The organism is Paenibacillus validus NBRC 15382, from assembly GCF_004000985.1.
GTDB classification, from domain to species: domain Bacteria; phylum Bacillota; class Bacilli; order Paenibacillales; family NBRC-103111; genus Paenibacillus_G; species Paenibacillus_G validus.
The window spans coordinates 144,782-169,388 of record NZ_BIMH01000008.1; the positions used below are offsets into that span (position 1 = coordinate 144,782).

Below are 24,607 nucleotides of genomic sequence, written 5' to 3' on the forward strand. Positions count from 1 at the left end.
TACCATCGTATGCGAAGGAGACTTGGCCTATGGCTTGAACCAGATGTTTTTAAACTGCACCCAGTCCAGGGCGCCCTGCGAAATGCCTTTTACGGAAGTGTGATACACGGTCTTCAGCCGCTTGAAGTATAAAAAGCCAAGCACCCGTCTCGCCGTTAGCAGCGACTCCACTCGCTGCAGCAGCTCAGCCCGTCGCGATTGGGAGGGCTCCAGCAGCGTTTGCCCGAGCAGGGCGGCGACGCTGCTTTTAAGCGATGGCTCCAAATGTCGCTGCATGCTGGTGTAGAGATCGAACAAGCGCAGCTCGGCGTCGTTATCGAGCATGATGGAGAACAGCAGCAGATCGGCGTGCAGCCGCTGCTCGCTCTTGAAAGCCTGTGCGGACAGCAGCTTGACCTCGCAGGCGAAGCCGGCTTCCTGCAGCAGCGCTTGCACAAGCAAAGCGTCTTCTTCGTACTGCATGATCGTACAGATGCGCAGCCTTTGGCCTTGGTAGTCGCTGCGCTTCACGAGCGCCTTCAGCCGTCCGGGTTCATAGGTATACGGCTCCGCCACCGGAGAAGACAAGCCTTCGCCGTACCGGATGAAGCTGTCGGCCGTGTAGATGGCGTCGCCGCCAAGCCTCTCCAGCAGCTTGCCGCGGTCCAAAGCGGCCATGACGAGTCCACGCAGCGCCGGGTCGTTCATCGGCCCCTGCTTCAGCAGGTTGAAGGTTAGAAACCGGCATGTAGCGCCCTGCTGTTGAACCTGCTCCCATTGGTTCGGCGCATCAAGGGGGAGCCGGAAATTATGGATGACCTGGAAGCTTTCCAGCGTTCGGTCGTAATCCTGCGTTTGCAAATTCGGGATATGCCACAGCTCCACCCGGTCCAGATGGGCCCGCCCCTGGAAATAGGAGGGGAATGCCTCCAGCATGCACAACGATTCGTCGAGATGCGTCAGCTTGAACGGCCCCGTGCCGACAGGGGCCAGCGCGAACGATTCCTGCTTGTCCTCGCAAGCGTCGGCGGGCACAATCGACGCCCGGTTCGTGCCTGCAAATTGCAGGAACAGCTCATTCGGCTCGGTTAAACGCATGCTGACGGTTATCGGATCGACGATGTCGACGCGTTCGATCTGCTGATGAACCCAGCTGTACAGCGCGCCCTCGGACAAGCGCTGCAGCCTGTTGAACGTGTAGGCCACATCCTCCGCCGTCAGTTCCCGCCCGTGATGAAACAGCACGCCTTTACGCAGATGAAACGTCCAGACTTTCCGGTCGGCGCTTACCTCCCAGGCGTGGGCGAGATGCGGTTCGATCGTTTGCGTGAGCCGGTTGTACCGCACGAGCGGGTCGAACAGCTGGTGCACAAGGTGCGCCTCCGTCGAGAAATGGATGGTCGCGGGATCGAGTGATTGCAGCGGCTGCGTTAACGGAAAGCGCAGCGTATCCAGCCGTTTGTCGCCAAGCACCTCGCTGGTAATGCCGAAATACCCGCTCAGCCAGCGGTGGAAGCTTTCCTTCACCGTTCCCTCCAGCGTCGAGAGGCTCAACTGCTCCAACGCACCGCGCAAATCTTTGCGCTCCACCAGTTCCTTGGCGAGCAGGAGGGCGATCTCCTCGGCCGGAACGCGGAAAGACAGCAGCGAGCGGTTGCTCCGCCCGCGCTTCGGCGTCCATTCCAGCCATCCGAGGTCCTGCATCTTTTTCAGCAGCAGCTGCGCATTGCGAGGGGAGCAGCCCAGCGCCTCGGCGAGCTCGTTCAAGGTGATGGAGAGCTCATGCTGAACCCCGGCGTGCGGATATTGATCATGCAGACGCATATAATGAGCGGCTAGCTTCATAGCAAACGATCGCCTCCAATTCAGTCTTATTAAAATACGAAATTCATGTTTCAAAAGTTGCTATTTTTATTCCTGTTTTACAAGGTACAATGATTCATATAGACGAACATCCCTATTGCGCCCTGAATATATAAAATTACCCATAGATGGGAGGAATTTTAGATGAATGCTTTGCTTTTAACGTTATCGTGGGAAGAACAATTGCTGCAGGAGGCGGAGAAGGACCTGCGAACTGCAGAAGACACAGGATCGCTGGCGTTGTCCGTTTGGGCCGTCGCCCAGCTCGCTTACGGTAGGCTGTGCGGTGTTAGCGCGCTGGAAGGCTTTCATGCCGACCCGTCGGAGACGTATCGGGGACTAGCGGAGCAACTCGGGCTTTCGCCTCAGCTTGAGCGGGAACTGCGCGCCGTCTATCAGGTTCACGAGCAGGTCGGGCAGGGCGCTTCGGCGTTGTCGGATTTGTTGAACGAGCCGTTATTGCGGGAGCTCGGAAGTCACCTTCTACGAATGCTCAGAGGTGCGAAGCAGCCGGAGGCTGAAGTCGTCCCCGCGATATTTCATCCTGCAAGGAGGGCCGCCGCCGGTGAAACTGCATTCGAACGAACGATTTAACGAGAAGAAGCTGCTGCTCGCCTCCTTAGGTTGTGGAGTTGTCCACCACTATCTCTTTTATGATCGAAGCTGGGGCGTTTCCGTTCCGGTATTTGTGTTAGGTTTTTACTTGCTCTTCTATACAATGGCTCAAGGACATATCGGACGCAAAAAGGACCCGTCGCTGCTGCTGCTCCTGCCGGTCGGGTTGCTCGCGCTCACGTATGCGCTGTATACGAATATGCTGTTTGCCGTCTTAAATGCGCTTGCGATCCCTTTCCTTGTCGTGCTGCATACAACCTGGCTGACCAGCCGGGGCGGTAAAGCACCGATCTGGGTCCGCATGCTGGAGCAAGTGTTCGTCCAGACGCTGCTCTATGCCCCCAGGCCCTTTGCCGTCCTGTTCGGATGGATGTCCGTCAGGATGAAAGCCGGGCGCTCCAGGACGCTGATGAAGGTGCTGCTCGGCTTGCTTTTATCGGTTCCGCTGCTCGCCGCAGTGGTCGGGCTGCTGGCCTCGGCCGATACGATGTTCGATCGATCGCTGGCCCGGCTGCCGAATTTGTTTGAAGACGTAGAGCTGGGGCGTACCTTATTCCGTGCGTTGTGGATTGGCGCCGTAACGGTCGGCGTGTTCGCTTACGTCGCCGGGCTGCTGCAGCCGAAGTTGTGGTCGTCGGCCCGGCCGGCATCTCCCTATATGCCGAAGACCGCAAGCGTCCCGTCCGCGAATGTCGAATGGGGCGTCCTCGCTTCGGACGGCGCCGTCTCTCAGGCGACCGCTCCATCCGCAGCACCGTCCGATCTTCGTCTGGATCCGACGGTCGCGTCTACCGTGCTGATCGCGCTGAATGCCGTTTACTTGCTGTTTGCCTTCGTCCAGTTTTCATATTTCTTCGGCGGAGGCGGGGGAGCAGGCGCAGCCGCATTGCCCGAAGGGGTCACATACGCTTCTTATGCGCGCCAAGGCTTTGCCGAGCTCGTCGTCGTGACGCTGATCAACTTAACCGTGCTGATTACATTTCTATACGGCGTCCGCCGCCCGGGGCCGCTTGCATGGACGCTGCTGCGCACGCTGCTTGCGCTTCTGGTAGGCTGCACAGGCATTATGCTCAGCTCCGCCTACTTGCGTCTTTCTATGTACGAAGAAGCGTATGGATATACCGTCACCCGCCTGCTCGTCCATGCGTTCATGATATTCCTGCTCGTGCTGTTCGTGCTCGCTTTAGTGAAACTTTGGCGGGAGAAGCTGCCGTTGCTGCGATATTATGGGATAACGGCGCTCGCTGCCTACGTCCTGATCAATTACATGGGGATCGATGCGATGATCGCCCAGAACAATATCAAGCGTTACGAGAACAGCGGCGTCATCGACGTAGGCTATTTAGGAGGGTTGAGCTTCGAAGCGGTGCCGCACTTGGTCGACTTGCGGAAGAATCACCCGGAGCTGGACGCCGTGGAGGGTGTGCTGCATAACTTTACCTATCGGCTGGAACGACAAGAAGGCTCTGCGTCCTGGACGGAGTTTAACGTGTCCAAGCGGAGAGCCTCGCAGATGCTGCAACCGGTCAAGCCGGCTCGTTAGGAGCCTCGGCCTGCCGGGCGGCAGCAGTGTAATCCCGAATCGTTTCGGGAATCAGATGCAGGGAGGACAAAGTGAAGTAGGCGCCGACCGGAGCCACGTTGACCTCGACTTGATTGTAAGACCATTCAAGCTCCGCCGGCATGAAGATGGCATGGATACCGCAGGTGAGCGCCGGAATAATGTCCGTACGCAGCGAGTTGCCGATCATCCAGGTGCGGCTGCGGTCGAAGCCGTGCGAGCGGATCAAGCCGTCCAAAAACTCGGTGTTCTTGTGACGGGTGATATGTATCCGAGCGGCGAAATAACGCTCCAGCCCGGCTTCCTTGACCTTCCGCATTTGAATTGCCGGATCGCCGCCCGTATACAAATGCAGCTCATGGCCTTCGGCCGTTAAGGTGCGAAGCGTTTCTTCCATATAAGGATAAGGCTCGATGCTGTGGCCGTAAACCGAAGCGCCGAGCTCCATCAGCCTCTCGATTTCCTCTTCGCTTTTGTGGCGCCCGGTCAAGTCGGAATAGTAGTCGTACGTGTCGACGAACGATTGGGGGAAATGATCCGGCGAGAAGCCTTCGACCAGCACGCGCTCCAGGTCGATTTCCGCTTGCTTTTTCTTCACCTCGTCGATGGACAGCTTGTACCCGTGAAACCAGGCTTCCATCTGATCGGCGAACTGTTCCATGACTAAATCGAAAAATTTATTACAGTAAATTAGCGTGTCGTCCATATCGAAAAGGATGATTTGCTTCGTCATAGGCTTTTCTCCTGCTTTACCCGCGTATCCGCGTTTTTCCAACCATTATAGCATGGGGTACCCAAGGTTGCATCTTTGCCGGGTTTCATTCGGCCCGCGGGTGCTGCCCGGGAAGCCATGCGAGCAGGTTTCTTACCCGGCCTCCGAACCGCCGGCCAGCCGTATCGGTCCGTCCGAAGCAGCAGCGCCGCTCCCGGTCTCCGCCGGCGCTTCTTCCAGCCCGGTCATCGCGCTCAGTCCCTCGAATACCGCCCCTTTCTCGACGATAAGCTGTCCGGCGGCGATGCGCCCGGTTAGCTTTCCGGTCGAGGTGATGCGCACTATGCCTTCCGCGTGCACGGAGCCGTCCAATCGTCCGGCGACAATCAAGTCCTGCGTGCGAAGCTCCTTGCAGCTCACGGCTCCCTTCTCGCCGATCGCCACCTCGCCGTTCGCATGTAAGGTGCCGATGAATTCGCCTTCGATCCGCAGATCGGCTTGAGACGTTATGACACCTTCCATCCGACTGCCTTCGCTGATTAAAGTGACGGCGCCGTTCCCGCGCGAGCGGTTGCTCGGTTTACCGAATAATCCGATCATGATTTCGTTTTCTCCTCTTTCGTTCGTTCCATCGGCAAATAGCCGGACGGATCGGTGCTTTTACCGCCAAGCAGCACTTCGTAATGCAGGTGCGGGCCGGTGCTGCGTCCGGTCGTGCCGAGCTTGCCGATCGGGTCGCCTTTGTCCACGAGGTCGCCCTTACGGACAGTCGCCCGGTTCAAGTGCATGTACCACGTGAGCAGCCCGGACGTATGCTCCACGATGACGTTATGACCGTGGAGCTTATCGTAGCCGACCTCATGCACGACACCGCCGCCCGCCGCGTAGACCGGGTCGTCCAGCTTGCCGGCGATATCGACCCCGCGATGGAAGCTAAGCTTCTTCGTGAAGGGATCCTGGCGATAGCCGTAATTTGAAGTGACGATGCGAGAGTCGGTCGGCCATAACGTCGGCGTCCTCCGCAGCCGTTCTTGCTTTTCCTGCAACTGCTGTCTGGAATCGGACAAGCTCGTCTCCAGCTTGTTCATTTCGTTTTGCAGCGCCATGTAGGCGGCCCCTGTCGCCATCGCTAAGCGCCGGATTTCCTCATGGGTGACGGGGACGGCCGGACCTCCCATGCCGAGCGCGGCGGAGGCAGCCTCCGTGCCTGCGGTCGAGGCTTCGCCCGCAGGCAGGCCGCCGCTTTCCGCGTTTTTCTCCGCGCTGACAGGGGCCAGCTTCTGCAAATCCTCCTCGAGCTTCTTCATCTGCGCAACTTGACTATGAACCTCGGCCGCTTGCTTCGACAGCATGTAGATGTCGTTCTGCAATTCTTCAATTCTTCGATTCTTGCTTGTTAACGCTTGCTCCAGCTTAGCCGTTCGACCGCTCAATTCGCTGGTTTTCAGAAACGTTGAAGCGGCCGTGTGCGCATGCTGCAAGTAGAGGAATGCAGCCGCTCCGACTGTGATCATGACGGAGGCGGCCACGCTCCATACGACACCCCGGGCCAATTTGAGGCGAACGACGCTGCCGTTCGCTTCGGGAATGATAACGAACGTCAGCTTATTTTGAAACCACTTGAAATTCATGACGACTCCTTTCGGTATGGTGGCCGCCGGCGGGCGGCAATTAGATGGCATTGAACGTATGTTGTCAAGAAATAAGCTTCCCCCACATAGATTTGTACTAGAACGTGATGTGAAGGGGAACGGAGGGAATTCCATTGTCGTTTTTAAGAACAAGCCGCATGACTTTACAGGAGCGGCTCGCCCAGCATGTAAAATTCGAGGTCGCTCTGCAAGCCGAAGGCTTCGCCAGCGAGCCCGGCGTGCTGCAGAAAGTCGGCAAGCGCTTCATGCGCGTCAACAACCAATATTTCGTTCCGAGTACGATGCAGGAAATCGTACTGCTCGGCGCTTCGCTGAAAGTAACGGGAGCGGCTGCAAGCATCCGCACGACCTATGCCGGCACGTTCGAAGCGAAGCTTGTCCGGACGGGCTTCGATTTCATCGAGCTGCTCGTTACCCGGGAAGAAGAGGAAGAAGAGCTCCGGATGCTTATTCCTCTGAATCAGGTCATCAGCGTCGAACGAATCGGGTAACGACACCGGGTTATGTCTGGGACGAATGCCGAACCACGAACTTCTTCGCCGCTCTCATTTCCATGTGGGAGGTTACCACCGCTCCGACCAAGCAAATGGCGTAACCGATCCCGCTTAGCGTTCCGACGACAGCGTATGTCATCCCGAGCCAGATGCCTAAGAATACCAGGCATGCGCTCAACAGCAGCAGCACATTCCCGGCCGTAATCCAGGTGGAGTGCCGGATGCACTCGATCCGGCTGATGAACCGGGAGCTGGTGGTAGCGTCGGAACGGCCTTGCGCAGGTTGTTCCTGCTGCTTGCCGGGCGATGGCGTCCCGCTCTGCGCCTGGTCCAGGCGCAGCTCCCGCACCGGGTATTTGCGCATGAACAAGAGCAGCGCGGCGAGCAGCAGCGGTTGATAGCCGAGAATGATGACAGGGGAGCTGTAGTTACCGAAACTGAACACCTCGGCCGCACTGTCGAAGGCGAGCAGCGTAGTCAGCAGCAAAAACAAGCTGACGGGCGAATTGATCGACGTATAATCCCGTTCCTTCAACAGGCTTGCGATGCCCGTCAACATCGCCAAGTAGAGCAAAATATCTTTACACGCGGTGATCGGATACCAGATGCTAAGGATAAACAGATCGACGCGGTCTAAAAAATCGGTAATGTGAATGTGTTGGACCAAGCTATAGTTCGGATAAACCATATGGCCCGGGATGACCGGTCCGAGCACAAGCACCTGCAAAAGCAAAGACAACGTCAGCAGGAAAGTGGCGATGAGAGTGCCGTGACGAAACGCCGAACGGATTTGCTTCGAGCTCCAGATCGTATGCAGGAAAGCGCCGACGAACAGAATATCGCCGAACCAGCCGATCCCGAGCACGTTGGCATAGAAGTATTCGACGGGTTTGACCGTTAAGGCTGGCCGGATTAATTGCGTGTCCAATTCGTTCGATAACAAGAACGGCATGGACAAGAGCAGCACGAAGAAGAAGGGGAAGAACAAGTCGTTAACCCTTCCTACGACTTCAACGCTCGTCCTTCCATAGAAGGCGAGCAGCAGCACGAATAGCAGCACGAGAATTTCTTGAGGAGTGTTCGGCAGAAGGATCGTGCCGATGAACCTCCCGAACGCACGCAAATCCCGCATAAGCACCATCCATAAGTGAACGAGGATCAGCAGGTTGGCGCAAGTGCCGATCCATCGGCCGAATACGATCGTGGTAATTTCGAACAGATGCTTCTGTGGAAATCGTCGGGCCAACTGTGTCAAGACGAACCCGATCAGCAGTGCGTATAAGCCCGGAAACAAATAAGTCAGCCAGGCGTCGATTCTGCCTAGTCGGATGAGCTCATGTTGAATGCTGATCAATCCGCCTCCGGAGAGCAGCGAAGCGATTAACCAGGCGAATTGCCGGTGGTTAATAATTTGTATTTGGGCTGGCATCCTGTCACTCCCTCTTTAGCTGGAAGCCTTGTTAACCATGAATGAGTGAGAACATCCACGGAGAAACGTGGGCGATGAAAAATTGGGTCGGCATCGGGATCTTGTATCCCAAAAGAACAGCTGCGTACAAGCCGAAGGTCATGGCGTACAGCAAAAAATAGAGCCTGCGCATCCCCCGTTTGAGGGTGGACCAATGCTTCAAATTTAAAAACATCAGGATAAGGGACAGCACGAGGAAAAGAACCATGAACTGTAAGTTCATTCTGCATCCTCCGATTTTGTAACGTTATCGTAAATCATTCCGGTTTCCGACAAGATGCTTTTCACCTTAATGTTAAATTTGGCAGTCTTTAAGCCGTTCGGCCATTCGTTCTTGAAACGCTCGGTCCACAAATTCGGATAGGCGCGCCATACGTAGGCCCCGAGCTGAGCCGAGTCGCAATTGTTGTCGATCATCTGCTTTAACGTGTCTTCAACGGATTTTTTCATTTGTTCGGCAAGCCGCGCCTCCATGAGATGGATCTGATCGGCCCGGGTAAAGTCTTGAGTCCCCGTGCTTTCCAACAACTTCGCTTTCGTTATCAAATTGATGTCGAACTGCAATTGGTTGCCGGCTAGTCTTGCTTGCACATCGCTGTGGGCCTCAAAAATCCGAACGGTAATGTCCGTATTCTCCACATGCAGCGTAATGGAGACGTTAACGAACCGCTCTTTCAACAAGGCTAAGCCCGCGGCCGCCCGCCCTTCCAACGTATCGACCATCTTGTCACCGCGGAATTGGCTGTAGCCGAGCACTTCGACTTCTTTGGAAGGCTTGGTCCCTTTCTCGGATTCCCGGACGCCCATATAGATGGCGACGGGGTCGCCGCCCGGCGAACTGAGCGCCAGCGCAAAATCTTTCATGTTCATGTCGATAATCACTTTCGATTTGGCCAATTCACGAATCGCTTCCGAAGGAAATCGTTCGAACTGCGGGCTGGCCTGCAGCAGCTCGTAGGCTTTACCTTTGGTGACGATGAAATAGGTGGTCATCCGGCTTTCGGGCGACCGGGAAGTCGCGTCAAATACTTTGAACACGCCTGCTTTGGCTAATTGTTCTCCAATCAAGACCGTCCGACGATGCGCCAGAAACATACGGCGCGGCATGCGGTTCTGCAGCTTGGCTTGCGCTTCGCGGTACGTTTTGCCGACCTCCGAATCGATATAGTAGCTCTTATCGCCGGCGGTGCCGCCGCCTCCCCCCGTAGCCCCGCCCATCGAACCCGGCAGCGGCACCATGACGCTGTACCGAATCGATCCGTCCTTTTCGATGTCGAGGGCGGTAGAGAGGATGAAGGCCAGGTCGTTGACTTCGGTCCGGTCCCAGCAGCCGGGCAGCAGGAGAATCGCTGTGGCTAGCAAGCCGAATCGAGACCAAGTACGAATCATGATTCATCCTCCTCTCCGTGACCATGATTCTCATGGCGGACGTGCTTCCCGCGTTGTCCGGACTGCTCCATAATTTCATCCACAACGTCGTCGCTCATGCGCCGGCTGTCTTGTACAGGCAGATAGGCCGGACGCTTCTTCATCGCCCACCAGGGCGCACGGATGACGATATCCTTCAGATCCGAAGAAGAGAGCGGACCGAGCGGCGATAAATAAGGGATACCGAACGAACGCAAGGACGCCATATGGCCGATAATCAGCAGCACGGAGGTCATGATGCCGTACATGCCGAACAACGAGGCGGCGATAATGATGGGAAAGCGGAGCATGCGCACCGCAATCGCACCATTAAAGCGCGGGATGGTGAAGGAAGCGATCCCCGTGATCGAGACGATGATAACCATAGGCGCCGATACGATGCCCGCCTGAACCGCCGCTTGCCCGACCACCAGAGCGCCCAAGATCGAGACGGCGGAGCCAATGGTCTTGGGCAGACGGATTCCGGCTTCCCGCAGCGCCTCGAACGTTACTTCCATAATGAGAGCTTCCACGACGGCGGGGAACGGGATTGCTTCGCGCGACGCCGCAACGGATAACAGCAGCGTTGTCGGCAGCAAGTCCTGATGGTAGGTCGTAATGGCTACGTATAACCCCGGCGTAAGAAGAGAGAGCATCAGGAAGAAGTAACGTAACCACCGGACCAGGGTGGCGATTTGGAAACGTTCGTAATAATCCTCGCTCGCTTGCATAATTTCGGCGAAGATGAACGGCACGAGCAGTACGAATGGCGTGCCGTCGACAATAATCCCGACTCGGCCCTGCAGAAGGGCGCCGGCAACCATGTCGGGACGCTCGGTATATTGAAGCTGCGGAAATGGCGAGTAAGCCGAATCTTGAATGAATTCCTCCAAATAACCGGATTCCAGAACCGCATCGATGTCGATTTTCTCCAGCCGCCCGATGACTTCTTCCACGATCTTCGGGTTCGCCAAATCATCCAGATAGGTGACGATTACGTTGGTGTTGCTCTCCCGTCCGATGATCATCGGTTTCATCTTCAGATGAGGCGTCTTCAGCTTGCGCCGAATCATCGACGTGTTGGTCCGGATATTTTCCACGAAGCCTTCCTTCGGACCGCGTACGACGGATTCCGTTTCCGGCTCGTTGATCGACCGTTTCTCCATCCCCCGGATGCCGAGCAGCAGCGCCTGATTGTTGCAGTCGACGATCAAGCCCGTGTCGCCGCCGAGAATCGAGAGCAGCAGATCTCCGTAATTGTCCGCCTTCTGAAGCTGGGAGACGGGCAGCACCTTCTCCGAAATGTTATCGATGATGCTTTCTCCGCCCTCAAGAATCATGAGCGCCCTCATCGCTTCATGCACTTCTTCCGTCTTGGCCATCCCGTCTACGAAAAAGAGGATGGCTCTCAAACTGTCCTGGAGCTTAAATTCCCGAATGACGAAGTCGGAGCAGTCCTCAAACAAATCCTTCAAATATCGGTTGTTATCCTCGAGCTTCAAAGAGATCGGGACTGAACGCAGCTCGTCGATGAATCGGTAATCTTTTTTGAAAAGCGAGTGCTCGTCGCTGCTCTCCTTTTTCTTCCGGCCTCTCGTCGTCACCATGACGCTTCCTCCCTTCTCGCGGTAACAGAGCCAAGCTTTGCCTTTCCCATGTCCGGTATATTTTTCACCAAACTCAAAAATTTATGACAGCGATGATGGAAAAAGCCGGGTAAGAAAGAAAAAGCCGGGGTTTGGGAGGAATCAGGTATCCAGAGAGTGGTTAAGCTAGAAAAGAATTTTGAAGAAGGAAGCGGTATCCTGCATCCGTATGAGGAGGTGAAGCGGTGCTTTGGCTCGTCATCGCACTTGTCCTGTTTGTCATTCAAATTTTGACGATTCTCATAGGGGAGTTCCGGCACCCGTCCAAGGCGATGGCCTGGTTATTTGTTTTGTTCATTATTCCGGTGATCGGGTTCGTTGTCTATTATTTTTTGGCAACTGAATATTCCCAGCGGAAAAAAGTAAAACGAAAAGGGCTTCGGCTCGTAAAGGATATTCGGCACATGGGGAAGAAGCAAATCCCCTTCGATGTGGAGATTGAGGAGGAGCGGCTTCAAGGGTGGCGGCAGGAGCCACGGTTGTTCGCGCTTTTGAATAACATGCCGGGTTCGCAAATCATGATGCGCAACGAAGTGAAGGTGCTGACGAATGCGTCAGTCGCCTATCCGGCGATACTGGAAGCGATGGAGAAGGCCGAGCGCTTCATCCATTTCGAATTTTATACGATCCGGCACGACGCGACAGGCCGGAAGTTTCAAGACGTGCTGATGCGCAAAGCGCGCGAAGGCGTTAAGGTACGGTGCATATTCGACGGAATCGGCAGCTACCAGCTCAGCGAGAAATTCATTGGTGAACTGAAGCAAGCGGGCTGCGAGGTGTATTTCTTTTTGCCGGCGTTGATCGCCTTCTTCGATAAGCGGATCAATTACCGGAATCACCGGAAAATCGTCGTGGTCGACGGCTTGAAGGGTTTTCTGGGCGGCATGAACATCGGGGATGAATACTTGGGCGGCAATCCGAAGCTCGGGTTTTGGCGCGATACGCATATAGCATTCGAAGGGGATGCGGTCTATGCGCTGCAGAATACGTTCTTGACCGACTGGCATTTCGTCAGCGGCTATCGTTTGACCGATACGGGCTTGTTTCCAGAGCACGAATGCGCCGGCCGGAAGCCGGTGCAAATTTTGTCCAGCGGCCCGGATGCTCATTGGGACACGGTTCTGGAGATGTACTTCGGAGCGATTACGACAGCGAAGAAGCGGATCTTTATCACGACGCCTTATTTTATTCCGGAGGCCAGCATCATCATGGGGTTGAAAACGGCGGCCATCAGCGGCGTCGACGTGCGCGTCATTTATCCGAAGAAGCCCGATTCGCGGATCGTCAACTACGCCTCGTTATCGTTTATGGAAGAACTGATGCAAGCGGGGGTTCGCTTCTACGCTTACCACAAAGGATTCGTTCACGCCAAAGTGATCCTGATCGATCATCTGCTCGCCTCCGTCGGCACGGCCAACATGGATATGCGCAGCTTCTACAGCAATTTCGAAATGAACGCGGTTTTATTCGATAAGGAGACGCTGCAGCGTATCGAATCCGATTACTTGCAGGATTTGAAGGATAGCCGGGAGCTGAAGCTGGACCAGTTCGAAAGACGCTCCCGGTATCAGAAAGGCAAGGAAGTGGTAGCGCGGCTCTTATCGCCGCTTATGTAGGAGGCAGGATGGAGAGAACGTGGTCCAGGCTTTGCGGAGGGACGGCGGCGATCAGATCGCCCTTTTGCTGCAGCCGTTCTACGATGTTCAACAGATGAAATTCCCGCGGATCGCAGCGCAGCCGAACTTCGCTCCAATCCAGCGGCGTCGAGACCGTGGCATCCCGCCGGGCACGCGGCGTGTAGGGGGCGGATAACGTTTTACCGTACCAGTGCTGCAAATAATCGATATAAATCTTCGTCCCGCGATCCTTCTTCAGGCGCTCGACGGTGAACAGCCCGGGATACTTCTGAACGGCATACTGGGCGACGAATGCGCCGATCCGTCTCAGCTGTTCGAACGTATATCCGCGCTCCGCCGGAATCGGCACGTAAATTTGTACGCCGGTGGCGCCCGACGTCTTCGGGATGGAACGGATGTTCATCTTGTCGAGAATGTCCCCGATCACCTCCGCAGCCTCCATAATGCGCGGCTCCGGATCAAGGCTCGGATCGATGTCGATCAGCCATTCCACCGGCAGCTTTTCGCCGATCCGGTGGAAGGACGGGTGAAACTCCAGACAAGCGAGATTGCCGAGCCACAGCAAGGTCGGCAGCGAGTCGAGATGCACGTAGCGAATGTCCTCCAGCGTCGCCGTTTTCACGAAATGGGGCGTAGGCTCCGGGGCGTTTTTTTGATAAAACGACTTGTCGTTCCACCCGTGCGGAAAGCGGATCGTCGTCAAATACCGGTCGCGGCAGTATTTCAGCAAATAGGGGGCGAGCTGTGCCAATTTCTCCAGATACATCGCTTTCGTAATGTTCTTCTCCGGCCATAACGGCTTCTCCGGATTCGTCACGGTAAGCTCCTGGCCGTCGATTGTGATCGTCCCTTTCACCGGCGGTCGTTTCGTCGTGGGGCTCAATCGGCGTCCCTTCTTTCCTTGTCGGATTGCCGTTATTATCCGTTGCCGGAGAGGGAACTATACGGGTGTTTCGTCAAGGCGTGGCCTACTGCTTCTGCTGCTTCCCGGTCTCCGGTTTATGGAAGAACAGCTTCATCATGGGCGGAGTCACAATCGTGGTGACCAGCACGACGACGACGATCACAGAAAACAACTCGGGTTGAAGCAGATTGCTTTCCAAACCGATAGCCGCAATGATGAGTGCAACCTCTCCGCGGGATACCATAGCTGCGCCAATCCCTAAGGAACTCCTCCATGAAAATCCGGCTAATTTCGCTCCGATCGCCGACCCGGCCAGCTTCGTTGCTATGGCGAGCAGGCTTAGCCCGATAATGAGCCCGATATGCTGTGCGATTCCGCTAAATTCAGCGGTTACACCGATCGATGTGAAGAAGACGGGAACGAAGATGGAGTAGCCGATCGTTTCGACTTTTTCCGTTATCTCATGCTTGTATTTTGTCAAGCTGATGGCAACACCGGCGATATAGGCTCCGATGATAGCAGCCACGCCTGCATATTCTGCTAAATACGCATAAACAAAGCAAATCATTAAACCTGCGGAAATGACCGCCTCCGTGACGCGAAGGGGCGCGAATTTTTTCAGAACCCAAGGAACGACTTTCCAAGCCAGAAGGATGGCCACCGCGAAGAATGCAACCTTCTTCAGAACGACGGTCCCCAGATGGACATCGCCGCCTGCAAAGCTCATGACAAACGCGAGCGCAATAACGACGAGAATGTCGTCGATCACGGCCGCGCCCAATATGGTGGTCCCTTCGCGCGACTTTAATCTGCCCATTTCCTTCAACGCTTGAACGGAGATGCTCACGCTTGTAGCCGAGAGCAGCAGTCCAAGGAAGATAGACTCGGTCGGAGCCAGACCGATGGTCATACCGGCCAAATACCCCAGTGAAAAAGGTACAACGATGCCGCTAACCCCTACGAAGGCTGAAGCTTTCCCGGTACGCTTGAACTCTTCCGTGTCCGTTTCCAGCCCTGCAATGAACATCAGCAAGATAACGCCGATTTGACTGATTTCTTTCAGAATATCCGTGTTGGTGACAATCCCAAGCACGCTTGGTCCTAAGAAGATACCGATGAGAAGCTTGCCCAGCACGGAGGGTTGTCCCAGCTTGACGCTGAGGTCTCCGGCGATTTTGGAGGCAAGCAAGATGACGGCTAGTTGAAAAATAAGCATGATGATTCCACCTTTCATTTTTTATTCTTTGTGGAAGTACGAAAAAAATACAAAAAGAGCCTGTCAAACCATAGCCGCTAAAATGAACATAGCAAGGCCAGGGTGACAGACTCCTCCGAAAAACAATGTTAGATTTAATTGTTAAGGTAACACGTGCAAGGACTTGATACTTATACGCGGCTAAGATGTAAAGGTTTCATAACCGGGCCGTTAAATCAGGCTACAAACCATTATGCTATTGACCGGTTGCGACGAATTGTTCCACACGCGCCTTGATGGCATCGCGAACCTCACGAAATTTGGCCAGGATCTCTTCCTCGGTGCCCGTCGCTTTAGCCGGATCCTCGAAGCCCCAGTGCCATTTCACAACATGCTTATTCGAGATGACGGGACAATGCTCATCCGCATGTCCGCAAAGCGTAATGACATAATCGGCCTTGTTCAACAGCTCGGGATCGATCACATCGGAGGAATTCCCGCTAATGTCGACGTTCGCTTCCTTCATGACCTGTACCGCTCTCGGATTCAAGCCGTGTGCCTCCAAACCGGCGCTTTTCACCTCATAGTTGTGGCCGCCGAGCGCTTTCAGAAACCCGTCGGCCATTTGGCTGCGGCAAGAATTGCCTGTGCATAAGAAGTAAACCCGTTTTTTATCCATGATAAGCTCTCCTTTTGAATTACATTTGAAGTTCAACCGAGTCTTACGAAATCACGCTTAGCCACAAATAAAGCCCTGTTAAGGTGATCAGCAAAGTGGGAACGGTCAGCAAGACGCCTATTTTAAAGTAATACCCCCATGTAATGGTGACCCCTTTCTTGGACAAAACATGGAGCCACAGCAGCGTTGCCAAAGATCCGATCGGTGTGATTTTCGGTCCAAGATCCGAACCGATGACATTCGCGTAGATCAGCGACTCCCGAATAACAGCGGTCGTATTCGTGCCCTGAATAGCCAACGCATCAATCATGACGGTAGGCATGTTGTTCATCATGGACGATAGCAGGGCGGCAATGAACCCCATTCCTATTGTAGAAGCAAACAGGCCTTGATCGGCAATCCTTTGTATAAGTCCACCCAATATATCCGTCAACCCGGCGTTTCGGAGTCCGTACACGACGACGTACATCCCTATCGAGAAAATGACGACCGCCCATGGCGCCTCTTTGACGATGCGTTTCGTTTCCATATGCGGACTTTTCCGCGCGGCCGCAATAAACGTAAGAGCGGCGGCCAGCGCAATAAACGAAACAGGCAAAGCGATGAACTCGCTTAGAAAATAGGCAGCCAGCAGCACCCCCAGGATCACCCATGATAATCGAAACAACCGGATATCTTTGATCGCCTCGTGAGGCTTCTTGATGTCCTCATAGCGATAGGCTTCGGGTATGCTTTTGCGGAAATACAGATACAGTACAAGCAGGCTGGCAAGCAGCGAAAAGAGGTTCGGTACGATCATCCGGCTCGCATATTCCGCAAAGCCGATTCCAAAATAATCGGCCGACACGATATTGACCAGGTTGCTGATGACAAGCGGCAACGAGGTTGTGTCCGCAATAAAGCCGCTGGCCATAATGAACGGCAGAACCTTGTTCTCTTCAAATTTCAACGCTCTCACCATAGCCAATACGATAGGCGTCATGATCAGAGCTGCGCCGTCATTGGCGAACAAAGCGGCAACCGCCGCACCCAACAACCCCATATAGACGAACATCAGAACGCCGTTGCCCCCGGCCAAACGGGCCATATGAAGCGCCGACCACTCGAAGAACCCAATATCGTCAAGTATAAGAGAGATGAGGATAATGGCCACGAAAGCTAAAGTGGCATTCCATACGATACCGGTAACGGTCCATACGTCAGTGATGGAAACTACACCGCATAGAAGCGCTGCAACAGCGCCGCCGCTTGCAGACCAGCCGATGCCTAGTTGTTTCGGCTGCCAAATGACAAAAATCAACGTAATGGTAAAAATCAATAATGCGGCGATGGCCATGAGTTCCTCCTGTTGGTTAACAAATCCCTTTTACTTGAAGCACTTTTTCTTTAAACGAAGGGAGATAGTTTAATGTCTCCTCCAAATACGGTTTGTCGCTCACGTTAAGAGCATAGTAAACCCATTGTCCTTTTCTGGTTTCCGTAACTAGCCCCGCGGCTTTCAGCTTGCGCAGATGCTGACTTACGTTAGGCTGGGTCGACTGTAAAATTTCAACCAGGTCGCACACGCACATTTCCCGTTCTTTCAGGCATGCAAGAATGGTCAAGCGGGACTTGTCGCTAAGCATCTTATAATGTTCGGCCATGACCTCCAATTGCTCCACATTCAACCTCCCTAAGCACGCTTTTGCTGCTCCTTAAATCATAGTATAAATATATAATCAATTACTTATATAATCAATGGCTTATATTTTAATTTTGTGTAAAGACACGGATGCGTACCGGCTACATGATTGGACTTCAAATGACTAAAGCTAAGGAGAGAACTTGATGAGTCATGAAACAGCTGAAGGAGGCGCTATGATTTTAAAGCCGGTCGTTCCATTCGAACCTATAAACACCGATAAACTTCCAGCAGGGGATCATTGGGTTGCGCAAGTAAAGTGGGACGGAGTTCGCATGTTATCCTACTTCGACGGATCGAACGTCCAATTGGTGAATCGGAAATTAAATAATCGTTCCCTGCAATATCCTGAGTTTTTGTCTCCCTCCCGGTACTGTACGGCTTCTTCGTTTATATTGGACGGCGAATTCATCGCATTTGACGATAACAAACCGTCGTTCCATGAGATTATGAAGCGCGATAGCTTGAGAAAAAAACAAAGTATAGAGCTCGCGGTCGCTCAAACCCCCGTCACGTATATGGTATTTGACATTTTGTTCTGCAATGGAGCATGGGTAACAGACCGAGCCCTTTCGGAGAGACAACAAATTTTACAAGACCTGATCATTTCGCAGCCCGACGTCCAGACCGTTCAAAACTTTACCGACGCCGAAGGATTGCTGGCCGTCATGATCGAGCATCAAATGGAAGGGGTCATCTGCAAGAAGCTGGACAGCTCCTACGCGATAAACGGGAAAGATAAGCGCTGGCAGAAGCGTAAAGTGTTTTGGGATCTTTTCGCGGTAGTGGCAGGCGTTACTTTCAGGGGGGATGTCGTTAACTCCTTGCTGCTTGGATTGTATGATCAGGAAGGAAAGCTGTACTACATCGGTCATGCAGGCACCGGTAAGGTCACCCATCGCGAGTGGCGTGAATTGACGCAAAGAGTGGCCCCTCTTGCTACTAGAGTTAAACCGTTTGCCAATGAGCCTGAGAGAAGCAAAGATGCTGTTTGGGTAACCCCGGAAATTGTCGTTAAAGTACAGTTTTTGGAGTGGACTCCGGGGCAAACGATGAGGCATCCGAGTATTCAGGCTTTTGTCGATATACCTCCAAATCAATGTACGATGAAGCAAATTGTACATAAATAAAACAGGGGGCTGCCGCACAAATAAACCTAGCCGAATCAGCCAGGTTTATATCATGCCGGAGACTTTCCGACGGTCTATCCGTTTACGACGGCACGGTTTCCTTGTCTTTGGCCTTGCCTTTTGTGCTTTTGGCTCTCGATTTCGGCTTGTCCGGTTTGGTGCGGTCTGCAGGTAGAGGCGTCGGCTCCGACGAGACAGGCTTGACCGCCTCCAGACTTGCTTGCAAGGCCGACATTAAGTCGATAACGTTCGCACGGTGCGGCTCCGGCGCCACGCTGATTTGCTGGCCCGACACCTTCTGTTCGATGGCCTGCAGCACGGCGGCCCGGTAATCGTCCTTATACTTCTCCGGCTCGAAGGGCGTGGAAAGCTGACTGATCAGCATCTTCGCCATGTCGAGCTCCTTGTCGTTGACGTTGCTTTGCTCCGGCAAATTCGGAACCTGATCCACAGATCGTATCTCATCGGGATAAAAGATCGTTTCCATCGCAATGCAGCGGTCGATAATACGGATAGCCGCCAAGCTGCTCTTCGATCGGATCGATACTTTCGCTATGCCGATTTTGCCGGTTTGCTTCATCGCTTCCAGCAGCAGACTGTAGGCGCCGGCCCCCGTTTCATTCGGCGCCAAGTAATACGTCTTCTGGAAATAAACCGGATCGATTTCCGACAAATCCACAAAGTCGAGAATTTTAATCTCTTTCGTCACCTCGCCGGTCAGCTTCTCCAGTTCGTCCTTCTCAAACAAGACGAAAGCGCCCGGCTCATACTCATATCCGCGCGAAATTTCTCCCCATTCGACTTCTCTCTCGCAGTGCTGGCATTTTCTCACGAAATTGAGCGGCGTGTTGCATGCGGTGTGAATCATTCTCATTGAGATATCTTTATCTTCCGTGGCCGAGAACATCTTAACCGGCACATGCACAAGACCGAAGCTGATTGCGCCTTTCCATACGGTATGCATAAGCAAGCCTCCTTTGGACCGAAGTGCGGGCCCTTTTCCATAGTATGCGCAGAGAGGGCTCCACTCATTGAAGGTTTGGCTGGGAAGTTTTTTGCGGCTTCCGCCCGGCGAATGGACGAAAGCTTCGCCGGACAAGCTACCGTGTAAGGAGCTTGTCGGCTCTTTAGCGTATTTAAACGATGAGAGGAGGGTGAATACGGGTGAGCGAAGCGAACACATCCGGCGGTTTGGAAACAAACGATTCCACGCTTGAGGGAAGAGACTCGCATTTTATGGACATCGATCGGATGATCAACGAAGGTCTTGGTGGAGGCAACGTTACTCTGCACAACGGCCTGATCGACGATTCGACAACGGATACGATGGATCATCCCGACTCGGTGACCGGAGGTGAGGAACGATGAGAGTGCATCGGGCGCAAGAAATTTTGAACGCCGAGACGAAGATCGAGGTTGAATTCAACGGCGTTCCCGTCTGGATCGATAGCGTGGACCTGGAGCAGAAAACGGCCAAAGTGCACGCTGAAGATCAGCCGGCCGATGTGAAAGTCGTTCCGGTCGAAGCGCTGCAGGAGATCGAATAGAAGACGATCGAACGAAAGCCAGGCTTCCCGGCTTGCGCGAGCTTCCACGCCCGTGCGAGCCGGGAAGCTTTTGTGTTGCTACGAACCATTCGCAAGGTCTATAATGGGGTCATTACGTATTGCGGAGGCGGATATTTTTGGGAACGGTCGATGAATTTGCGCTGATCCGCTTGCTGACCGGCGGCAAGCAATCGACCGCCTTTCAGCGGGAGGGCGGAGTTGAGACCGGGATCGGTGATGATGCGGCGGTCGTGAATGTGAATCCGGGCACACAGTTGATTCTAACCTGTGACACGATGACGGAAGATATTCACTTCAAGCCTGTGACGATGCGATCCAGGGACATCGGGTTCAAAGCGATGGCTTCGGCGGTCAGCGACATTGCGGCGATGGGCGGCAAGCCCAGGTTCGCGCTGGTTGCACTCAGCTTGCCGAGGCAAACGCCTTTGGAACGGGTTCGCAGCTTATATGAAGGTTTGTATGATTGCGCCAACCGCTACGGCGTTCGCGTCGTTGGCGGAGACACGACCTCCTCGATCGGCGGCATGACCGTATCGGTGACGGTTATCGGCGAGACGGCCGCCGGTCAGGCGCTGCTTCGTTCGTCGGCGAAAGTGGGAGATGTTGTTTTCGCCACGGGGTACTTGGGGCGTTCCGCTGCAGGACTGGACTGGCTGTTGCAACGCAATCTGCCGCTTGAGCCCGAGGGAGCGGATGCCGAATCGCTCGCCTATGCGAAGCTGGTGGAGGCGCACTGCCGTCCGCTTCCGCAAATCGAAGCCGGGCTCGCGCTTCGCCAGTCCGGCCTGTGCCGCGCCCTTAACGACGTGAGCGATGGATTATCGAGTGAAGCATGGGAAATCGCTGAAGCATCGGGCGTGGGAATCGATTTGATCGAAGAGAGGATCCCGATTGCGGACGAGCTTTATACCTACGCGGCAGCCTCTGGCAAAGACCCGCTCGACTATGTGCTTTACGGAGGCGAAGATTACGAGCTGCTGGGCACCGCTCCCGCGGAGCATGCCTTGGAGCTGCAGATTGCGCTTGGCAAGGCGGGTGTTTCTCTTCACCTGATCGGTTACGTGAACGGCGAGCATTCAGGCGTACGTTTGATTCGCAGCGGCGGCGAAGTCATGCCGCTTGACAAGAAAGGGTATAATCATTTTAACGACGTCGGCGGAAAGGACGGGGTGTAACCATGTCCTCATATGTATTTATCGCACATGGGCTGGAGGATACCGTCAAGCTTGCGGCACGCTTGGCCTCGTTGTTTGTGCCGGGGACGGTTATCGCGCTTGACGGCGAACTCGGGGCGGGCAAGACGGCATTCTCTCAAGCCGTCGCGAAGGCGATCGGCGTGGAAGAAGTGGTCAACAGCCCCACGTTTACGATTATTAAAGAGTACGAGGGAACGAAGCTCCCTTTTTATCATATGGATGTGTACCGGTTGTCCTTGGAGGAAGCGGACGAGCTTGGGCTTGACGATTACTTCTACGGCGAAGGGATTACGCTGATCGAATGGGCTTCGCTTATCGAGGAGCTGCTTCCTCCCGAGCGTCTTTCGATTCAGTTGGAGCACGGGGAGAACCAGTCCCGCCGCTTTCGTATCGTCCCGAAAGGGGAGCCGTATCGGCAATGGTGCATACAGTTAAAGGAGAACGGATTGTTATTATGATGACAGCGGCGCGGCAATACGATGATGAACTATGGATGCTTTCGGTCGATACGTCCACGACGTCGATGACGACGGCGCTCTCGCGCGGCGGCGAATGGACCGGAGAACTTACCTCCTATGCGGAGCGGAACCATTCGTTATATTTGGTACCCACCCTGCAGAAGCTGATGGCTGAAGCCGGTATCCGGCCGAAGGAGCTGTCTGCCTTTGCGGTCGGCGTTGGTCCGGGCTCGTATACGGGCGTACGGATTGGCGTCACCGTGGCCAAAACGTTCGCATGGACGCATAACCTCGCTTTAATCGGGGTATCGACGCTTGAAGCGATGGCTCTGGGCGGCGCTTATATGACCGCGACGGGGGAGCAGGCGGATACCGGTGAAACAATAGTCGGTCAAGGAGGCCGGCTGGCGGCGATGGATGTCGTGTTGCAGCAGGCGAACGGGCAGCAGGAGAAGACCTGGGTCGTGCCGATGATCGAAGCCCGCAGAGGACAAGCTTTTGCTGCGGTTTACGAAGCTTCGCCCGCCGGCTGGCGTTGTGTCGTGCCGGACGGCATCCGGCTGATGGCGGCCTGGATGGACGATTTGCGCGTACAGACGGAAGCGGATAAGCCGGTTCGAATTATTTTTACAGGCGAAGTCGGGCTGCATCGGGAGACGATTCAAGCGATGGCGAATCTTTGGAGCGGGTCTGTGCACACGACGGAGCATGGCTTGAGAGCCCGGTTCGTGGCGGAGCTCGGTCGTATGCGCTGGAAGCGGGGGGATTTGGAGCATGTTCATGCATTGGTTCCGAACTATACGCAATTGGCGGAAGCCGAGGCGAAACTTCTCGCCCAAGGGACCTAAGGGAGGCTTCGCGAAGATGAATGAGTTCCATCATACGGCGGAGGCCGATCACGATACAGTTCGATTTCGTGCAATGACCGAGGCGGACATTCCCGCTATTTGTGAAATTGAGCAGGAATCGTTCACGACGCCATGGACGGCAGGCGCTTTTCACAACGAATTGACCAACAATCAATTTGCCAAATATACCGTGCTGGAGTTCGACGGTGAGGTCGCCGGTTACGGCGGCATGTGGCTTATCATGGAAGAGGCGCATGTGACGAACATTGCGATTCGCCAAAAGTACCGCGGGCAAAAGCTCGGCGAACGTCTGCTGACGGAAATGCAGCAAACGGCCAGCTTATTCGGCGTGCAGCGCATGACGCTTGAGGTGCGGCCCTCCAATGAGATTGCCCGGCGGCTGTACGAAAAAAAAGGCTTTCGGTCGGTCGGTGTGCGCCGCGGTTATTACACGGACAACCAGGAAGACGCGATCATCATGTGGGCGGACTTGCCGAAGATCAGCCGGAAGGCTTAGGCTTAGCTCAATTTGCCGGAAAGCTTATCTCAGTTTGATAGAGGATTTGGATAGGAGCGATACGTCTGTGAATACGAAAGCAGGGGCAAGCCACGGGCCGGGGGAAAGGTCCGGCGGGGAGCCCGTCTATATACTGGCGGTGGAAACGAGCTGTGACGAAACTTCGGTAGCGATCGTGCGAGACGGCCAAGAGATTTTGTCCAACGTCGTGTCCAGCCAAGTGGCCACGCATGAGCGGTTTGGCGGCGTAGTGCCGGAGGTAGCCTCCCGTAAGCACGTGGAAACGATCACCTGTATCATCGAGGAAGCGATCGAACAATCGGGGGTGTCTCCGGCTGCGCTCTCCGCGGTTGCGGTCACGCAGGGCCCGGGTCTCGTCGGCTCGCTGCTGGTCGGTATGGTAGCCGCCAAGACATTAGCGCTCGCATTGGAGCTGCCGCTCATTGGCGTGCATCATATTGCGGGGCATATTTATGCGAATCAGCTTGTTCATGAGCTCGCGTATCCGTTCGTCGCGCTCGTGGTTTCGGGCGGGCATACCGAGCTTGTATACGTCGAATCCGAAGGCGTCTTCCGCATTATCGGACAGACCCGTGACGACGCGGCCGGCGAGGCCTACGACAAAGTGGCCCGAGCCTTGAAGCTGCCGTATCCGGGCGGCCCGCACATTGACCGGCTTGCGCATGAAACCGGGGAAGGGGTGACGCTTCCCCGGGCCTGGCTGGAGCCGGATTCTTACGACTTCAGCTTCAGCGGGCTGAAGTCGGCGGTATTGGCCGCGTTGAATACCGCGGCGATGAAAGGGCAGCCACTGGCGCCGGAGGCCGTGGCCAAGGGATTCCAGGACTCGGTCATCGATGTCCTGGTGGAGAAGGCACTTCGCGCCGTGAAGGCTTACGGCGCGAAGCAGCTGCTGTTGGCGGGCGGGGTTGCCGCCAACAAAGGGCTGCGCGCCGCCTTGGAGGCGCGCTGTGCACAGGCGGGCGTGCCGCTGCTGGCGCCGCCGCTGAGCCTGTGCACGGATAACGCGGCGATGATTGCCGCCGCGGCGTTCTTGAAATATCGGCGCGGTCAGTTCGCGCCGCTGGAGTTGAAAGCCGAGCCGCTGCTGAAGCTGGAGGCCTGGTCGGTATAAGGCGCAGCCGTCCGTTCTTTGAGAGAGCGGGCGGCTTTTTATGTCTGGCAGGAATTACCTCGAACTTTTCGGTTGCTTTTCATTCTTAGTTTTGGTATATTACTTTTTGCCGCTTCTGAGGCAGGCACGATTGGCTGCATTCGTTACAAGAAACTTTTAAAAAAAAGACTTGCAATTTACGAATCGATCGTGTTAATATATGAAAGCTGCTTCGAGAGGTTGATTGAACCGACCGGAACAGTGGGATTATGAATAGTAGATT

Annotated in this window: 26 protein-coding genes; 12 read left to right on the plus strand and 14 right to left on the minus strand. The window is 54.8% G+C overall.

Annotated features, from left to right (window positions below):
• Window positions 1–27: 27 nt before the first annotated feature.
• Complete coding sequence (locus PVA01S_RS08540) at window positions 28–1,824, minus strand: ABC transporter substrate-binding protein (RefSeq protein ID WP_127606817.1); 1,797 nt, start codon at window positions 1,822–1,824, stop codon at window positions 28–30.
• Window positions 1,825–1,986: 162 nt separating this feature from the next.
• Here PVA01S_RS08540 and PVA01S_RS08545 point away from each other — a divergent pair, with 162 nt between their 5' ends.
• Both PVA01S_RS08545 and PVA01S_RS08550 read left to right on the plus strand, forming a co-directional pair.
• Complete coding sequence (locus PVA01S_RS08545) at window positions 1,987–2,436, plus strand: hypothetical protein (RefSeq protein ID WP_127606818.1); 450 nt, start codon at window positions 1,987–1,989, stop codon at window positions 2,434–2,436.
• Window positions 2,408–4,000, plus strand: coding sequence for a DUF4153 domain-containing protein (locus tag PVA01S_RS08550; protein WP_244932925.1), 1,593 nt, complete (start codon window positions 2,408–2,410; stop codon window positions 3,998–4,000). The genes PVA01S_RS08545 and PVA01S_RS08550 overlap by 29 nt, the downstream gene beginning before the upstream one ends.
• Here the strand turns inward: PVA01S_RS08550 and PVA01S_RS08555 are convergent.
• The 3 genes from PVA01S_RS08555 to PVA01S_RS08565 all read right to left on the minus strand — a co-directional run bounded on the left by PVA01S_RS08555 (window position 3,984) and on the right by PVA01S_RS08565 (window position 6,361).
• Complete coding sequence (locus PVA01S_RS08555; protein WP_127606820.1) at window positions 3,984–4,751, minus strand: HAD family hydrolase; 768 nt, start codon at window positions 4,749–4,751, stop codon at window positions 3,984–3,986. The genes PVA01S_RS08550 and PVA01S_RS08555 overlap by 17 nt on opposite strands.
• 132 nt (window positions 4,752–4,883) lie before the next feature.
• Window positions 4,884–5,330, minus strand: a complete 447-nt coding sequence (locus PVA01S_RS08560; RefSeq protein ID WP_127606822.1) for a bactofilin family protein — start codon at window positions 5,328–5,330, stop codon at window positions 4,884–4,886.
• The gene (locus PVA01S_RS08565; protein WP_127606824.1) at window positions 5,327–6,361 is read right to left on the minus strand and encodes a M23 family metallopeptidase; all 1,035 of its coding nucleotides are present in this window, start codon (window positions 6,359–6,361) and stop codon (window positions 5,327–5,329) included. Before PVA01S_RS08565 ends, PVA01S_RS08560 begins: the two co-directional genes overlap by 4 nt.
• Before the next feature lie 134 nt (window positions 6,362–6,495).
• Here PVA01S_RS08565 and PVA01S_RS08570 point away from each other — a divergent pair, with 134 nt between their 5' ends.
• Entirely contained in the window at window positions 6,496–6,873 is a 378-nt protein-coding gene (locus PVA01S_RS08570; protein WP_230876181.1) for a hypothetical protein, read from the plus strand.
• Between the two features lie 10 nt (window positions 6,874–6,883).
• On the opposite strand, the gene PVA01S_RS08575 is transcribed toward PVA01S_RS08570, so the two are convergent.
• The 4 genes from PVA01S_RS08575 to PVA01S_RS08590 are packed head-to-tail and all read right to left on the minus strand — an operon-like array spanning window position 6,884 to window position 11,358.
• Complete coding sequence (locus PVA01S_RS08575; RefSeq protein ID WP_127606826.1) at window positions 6,884–8,305, minus strand: GerAB/ArcD/ProY family transporter; 1,422 nt, start codon at window positions 8,303–8,305, stop codon at window positions 6,884–6,886.
• Between the two features lie 31 nt (window positions 8,306–8,336).
• Window positions 8,337–8,567 (minus strand): hypothetical protein, encoded by a 231-nt coding sequence (locus PVA01S_RS08580; protein ID WP_127606828.1) that lies wholly within the window; start codon window positions 8,565–8,567, stop codon window positions 8,337–8,339.
• Window positions 8,564–9,733, minus strand: a complete 1,170-nt coding sequence (locus PVA01S_RS08585; RefSeq protein ID WP_127606830.1) for a Ger(x)C family spore germination protein — start codon at window positions 9,731–9,733, stop codon at window positions 8,564–8,566. The genes PVA01S_RS08580 and PVA01S_RS08585 overlap by 4 nt, the downstream gene beginning before the upstream one ends.
• Complete coding sequence (locus tag PVA01S_RS08590) at window positions 9,730–11,358, minus strand: spore germination protein (protein ID WP_127606832.1); 1,629 nt, start codon at window positions 11,356–11,358, stop codon at window positions 9,730–9,732. The genes PVA01S_RS08585 and PVA01S_RS08590 overlap by 4 nt, the downstream gene beginning before the upstream one ends.
• A gap of 224 nt (window positions 11,359–11,582) precedes the next feature.
• On the opposite strand from PVA01S_RS08590, the gene cls reads away from it, so the two are divergent.
• The gene (gene cls / locus PVA01S_RS08595; protein ID WP_127606834.1) at window positions 11,583–13,013 is read left to right on the plus strand and encodes a cardiolipin synthase; all 1,431 of its coding nucleotides are present in this window, start codon (window positions 11,583–11,585) and stop codon (window positions 13,011–13,013) included.
• On the opposite strand, the gene ligD is transcribed toward cls, so the two are convergent.
• The 5 genes from ligD to PVA01S_RS08620 form a co-directional block, all read right to left on the minus strand.
• On the minus strand, window positions 13,006–13,917 hold the full coding sequence (gene ligD, locus PVA01S_RS08600) for a non-homologous end-joining DNA ligase (RefSeq protein WP_127606836.1): 912 nt from the start codon (window positions 13,915–13,917) through the stop codon (window positions 13,006–13,008). The two genes, cls and ligD, sit on opposite strands and share 8 nt — an antisense overlap.
• An 85-nt stretch (window positions 13,918–14,002) precedes the next feature.
• The gene (locus PVA01S_RS08605) at window positions 14,003–15,154 is read right to left on the minus strand and encodes a cation:proton antiporter (RefSeq protein ID WP_127606838.1); all 1,152 of its coding nucleotides are present in this window, start codon (window positions 15,152–15,154) and stop codon (window positions 14,003–14,005) included.
• Between the two features lie 235 nt (window positions 15,155–15,389).
• A complete protein-coding gene (arsC, locus tag PVA01S_RS08610) occupies window positions 15,390–15,812 on the minus strand; it encodes an arsenate reductase (thioredoxin) (RefSeq protein ID WP_127606840.1) in 423 nt (140 codons plus the stop codon).
• A gap of 43 nt (window positions 15,813–15,855) precedes the next feature.
• Window positions 15,856–17,148, minus strand: a complete 1,293-nt coding sequence (locus PVA01S_RS08615) for an arsenic transporter (protein WP_127606842.1) — start codon at window positions 17,146–17,148, stop codon at window positions 15,856–15,858.
• A gap of 16 nt (window positions 17,149–17,164) precedes the next feature.
• Window positions 17,165–17,455, minus strand: a complete 291-nt coding sequence (locus PVA01S_RS08620; protein WP_230876192.1) for an ArsR/SmtB family transcription factor — start codon at window positions 17,453–17,455, stop codon at window positions 17,165–17,167.
• 184 nt (window positions 17,456–17,639) lie between these two features.
• Between PVA01S_RS08620 and PVA01S_RS08625 the strand changes: the two genes are divergently transcribed.
• Window positions 17,640–18,623: an ATP-dependent DNA ligase gene (locus PVA01S_RS08625; protein ID WP_372813757.1), complete on the plus strand. Its 984-nt coding sequence runs from the start codon at window positions 17,640–17,642 to the stop codon at window positions 18,621–18,623.
• Between the two features lie 82 nt (window positions 18,624–18,705).
• Here the strand turns inward: PVA01S_RS08625 and ku are convergent, their stop codons facing one another.
• Window positions 18,706–19,587, minus strand: a complete 882-nt coding sequence (gene ku, locus PVA01S_RS08630; RefSeq protein WP_127606844.1) for a non-homologous end joining protein Ku — start codon at window positions 19,585–19,587, stop codon at window positions 18,706–18,708.
• 200 nt (window positions 19,588–19,787) lie between these two features.
• On the opposite strand from ku, the gene PVA01S_RS08635 reads away from it, so the two are divergent.
• The 7 genes from PVA01S_RS08635 (at window position 19,788) to tsaD (ending at window position 24,345) form a co-directional block, all read left to right on the plus strand.
• Window positions 19,788–19,991, plus strand: coding sequence for a hypothetical protein (locus tag PVA01S_RS08635; protein ID WP_054797571.1), 204 nt, complete (start codon window positions 19,788–19,790; stop codon window positions 19,989–19,991).
• Complete coding sequence (locus PVA01S_RS08640; protein WP_054800003.1) at window positions 19,988–20,170, plus strand: H-type small acid-soluble spore protein; 183 nt, start codon at window positions 19,988–19,990, stop codon at window positions 20,168–20,170. The genes PVA01S_RS08635 and PVA01S_RS08640 overlap by 4 nt, the downstream gene beginning before the upstream one ends.
• Window positions 20,171–20,307: 137 nt before the next feature.
• On the plus strand, window positions 20,308–21,366 hold the full coding sequence (gene thiL / locus PVA01S_RS08645) for a thiamine-phosphate kinase (RefSeq protein ID WP_127606846.1): 1,059 nt from the start codon (window positions 20,308–20,310) through the stop codon (window positions 21,364–21,366).
• A 2-nt stretch (window positions 21,367–21,368) separates the two neighbouring features.
• Window positions 21,369–21,845 (plus strand): tRNA (adenosine(37)-N6)-threonylcarbamoyltransferase complex ATPase subunit type 1 TsaE, encoded by a 477-nt coding sequence (gene tsaE, locus PVA01S_RS08650; RefSeq protein WP_054797573.1) that lies wholly within the window; start codon window positions 21,369–21,371, stop codon window positions 21,843–21,845.
• On the plus strand, window positions 21,806–22,693 hold the full coding sequence (tsaB, locus tag PVA01S_RS08655; protein ID WP_244932926.1) for a tRNA (adenosine(37)-N6)-threonylcarbamoyltransferase complex dimerization subunit type 1 TsaB: 888 nt from the start codon (window positions 21,806–21,808) through the stop codon (window positions 22,691–22,693). The genes tsaE and tsaB overlap by 40 nt, the downstream gene beginning before the upstream one ends.
• A gap of 16 nt (window positions 22,694–22,709) precedes the next feature.
• Window positions 22,710–23,210 carry a ribosomal protein S18-alanine N-acetyltransferase gene (gene rimI / locus PVA01S_RS08660; protein ID WP_127606848.1) on the plus strand — a complete coding sequence of 167 codons (501 nt, stop codon included), beginning with the start codon at window positions 22,710–22,712 and terminating at the stop codon, window positions 23,208–23,210.
• A gap of 67 nt (window positions 23,211–23,277) precedes the next feature.
• The gene (tsaD, locus tag PVA01S_RS08665; protein WP_054797575.1) at window positions 23,278–24,345 is read left to right on the plus strand and encodes a tRNA (adenosine(37)-N6)-threonylcarbamoyltransferase complex transferase subunit TsaD; all 1,068 of its coding nucleotides are present in this window, start codon (window positions 23,278–23,280) and stop codon (window positions 24,343–24,345) included.
• Window positions 24,346–24,607: the final 262 nt, after the last annotated feature.